The 2,223-nt window shown below is 64.5% G+C and carries 2 protein-coding genes; both read left to right on the top strand.

Going from position 1 to position 2,223, the window contains the following annotated elements; translation table 11 throughout:
• Positions 1-387 precede the first annotated feature (387 nt).
• Positions 388-735, top strand: coding sequence for a response regulator (locus ACFXB5_RS41075; protein ID WP_020870319.1), 348 nt, complete (start codon positions 388-390; stop codon positions 733-735).
• A gap of 8 nt (positions 736-743) precedes the next feature.
• Positions 744-2,003 carry a glycoside hydrolase family 5 protein gene (locus ACFXB5_RS41080; RefSeq protein WP_385218475.1) on the top strand — a complete coding sequence of 420 codons (1,260 nt, stop codon included), beginning with the start codon at positions 744-746 and terminating at the stop codon, positions 2,001-2,003.
• The last annotated feature ends 220 nt before the right edge of the window (positions 2,004-2,223 follow it).

The following is a 2,223-nucleotide window of genomic DNA, read 5'->3' on the forward strand; positions in this document are numbered from 1 at the left end:
CCGTTCCCCCGGGCCGGGGGGGCCCGCGCGGCCCCCGCGCACCCGGGGCCCCGCCCCAGCCGACACCCCCCACCCCCAACCCCCCGCACCCCCCGCACCCCCCCGCCCCCCCCCCCTTTCGCATGTCCTGAGGAGCCCTGGGCGGCCCCCAAGCACCCCCTGAGCGCCTCCTGAGCACTCCGAATCACCCACCAAAACGGACATAATCCATATAAAACGGCCGAATTCCTCTACCTCAACTGAGGTACGCGGAATTCGGCCGTTTGGTGTGCCCGGAATTCCCGCAATTGAGGTACGCAGATTTCAGCCAGGCGTACGGCGATTCCGACCGCGGTCACTCCCTAATGTCGTGAAGCGAAAGGACAAGCCCCGAAGGAGCTCCCATCGATGCACAGAGTTCTCGTCGTGGAGCACCACCCATTGGTGTTGAGTGCTCTCGCCGATCTCGTTGTCGAGGAGCCCGGACTGGAGCTATCCGGAATTGCAGGGTCGGCCCGAGAGGCAATTTCTCTGGCTAATCACATGCAGCCGGATGTGGTGCTGATCGACGTGGATGAGCCCAGCTGGCAAGCGCAGCGGTTGGTCCGCCTGATCGGCGAACTCCTACCGTCCGCGCGGATTGTCCGGCTGACCGCAGTCTCCGACCCGCAGATGGAATGTCTGGAATCTCCGACGAACAACCCCAGCGTCCTGAAAACCGCAGTACCCGATTTGCTCAGGAGCATCTCCGAATGAATTCCCCCATGGATCAGAACAACGCCCCGACCACCGAGACCAAGCGTGCGCCGCGCTCGCAGCGTCTCCGCTTCGGTATCGCCGCGGCCGTCGTCGCTGCTGCTGCCGTGGGTGGCACTGTCACCGCCTTCGCGGTGAACAACTCCGATGGCCAGTCGGCCACCACCACCTCCGCCGTCGGCGCCAAGGCCACCGGCGCGGGCGAGGGTCCCCTGACCACCAAGAAGGGCGACATCGTCGACTCCGACGGCAAGAAGGTCGTCCTGACCGGTGTGAACTGGTTCGGTTTCGAGACCGGCACCTACGCGCCGCACGGCCTGTGGACCCGTAACTGGGAGTCGATGCTGGACCAGATGGCCAAGCAGGGCTTCAACACCATGCGCCTGCCGTACGCGAACGACATGTTCAAGTCGTCCGCCAAGCCCAATGGCATCGACTGGCACAAGAACCCCGATCTGAAGGGCCTCACCCCCCAGCAGATCATGGACAAGATCGTCAAGGGTGCCACCGACCGTGGTATCCGGGTGATCCTGGACCAGCACCGTCCGGACCAGTACGGCCAGAGTGAGCTGTGGCACTCCCAGAGCCTCTCCGAGAAGCAGTGGATGGACGACTGGGTCCAGCTGGCCAAGCGTTACAAGAACAACGACCGGGTGATCGGCGCCGACCTGCACAATGAGCCGCGTGGCCAGGCCACGTGGGGCGACGGCAACCCGAAGACCGACTGGCAGCTGGCGGCCACCAAGGCCGGTAACGCCATCCACAAGGTCAACAAGAACTGGCTGATCTTCGTCGAGGGTACGGACCGCCACAAGAACGAGCAGTTCTGGTGGGGCGGTGACCTCCAGGGTGTGAAGAAGCACCCGGTGAAGCTCGACGAGCCGAACAAGGTCGTCTACTCGGCCCACGACTACGGTCCGGGCGTCTACAACCAGAACTGGTTCATGGCGAAGGACTTCCCGAAGAACATGCCGGCCATCTGGGAGAAGCACTGGGCGTACATCAAGAAGCAGAACATCGCCCCGCTGCTGCTCGGTGAGTTCGGTGGTAAGAAGACCGCCGGTAAGAGCTCCGAGGCCGTCTGGCAGAACGCCCTGATGGACTACCTCAAGAAGCACCAGATCAGCTACACCTACTGGACCTGGAACCCGGACTCGGGTGACACCGGCGGTGTGCTGAAGAACGACTGGAAGACGATCGACAAGAACAAGATGAAGATGCTGGCCAAGTACCAGACGCCGCTCCTGGAGGCGAAGAAGGGGAAGTAAGTCGGAGTAACCCCTTCGGTACACCGCCGATGACCACATAGCTGATCACGGCGTTGGCAAGCAGCGAGGGGGGCCGGGGCCGGGCGCCGGGGGGGCGGCGGGGGGGGGGCGCGCCGCGGGCACCAGGAGGGGGCGCGGGTTGCCTTACACGGGGCCGCCTAACCTGCACCGCTGCTGGGCGGCCAAACCGCCGCCCCACGGCAACTCGACCGGTGAGCCG

It is taken from the genome of Streptomyces sp. NPDC059455, assembly GCF_042750115.1.
In the GTDB taxonomy this organism is placed as follows: domain Bacteria; phylum Actinomycetota; class Actinomycetes; order Streptomycetales; family Streptomycetaceae; genus Streptomyces; species Streptomyces endocoffeicus.

What these genes read in the sequence shown, in the direction of transcription:
- ACFXB5_RS41075 (WP_020870319.1), top strand. Translation starts at nt 388, where the DNA reads ATGCACAGAGTTCTCGTCGTGGAGCACCACCCATTGGTGTTGAGTGCT.
- ACFXB5_RS41080 (WP_385218475.1), top strand. Translation starts at nt 744, where the DNA reads ATGGATCAGAACAACGCCCCGACCACCGAGACCAAGCGTGCGCCGCGC.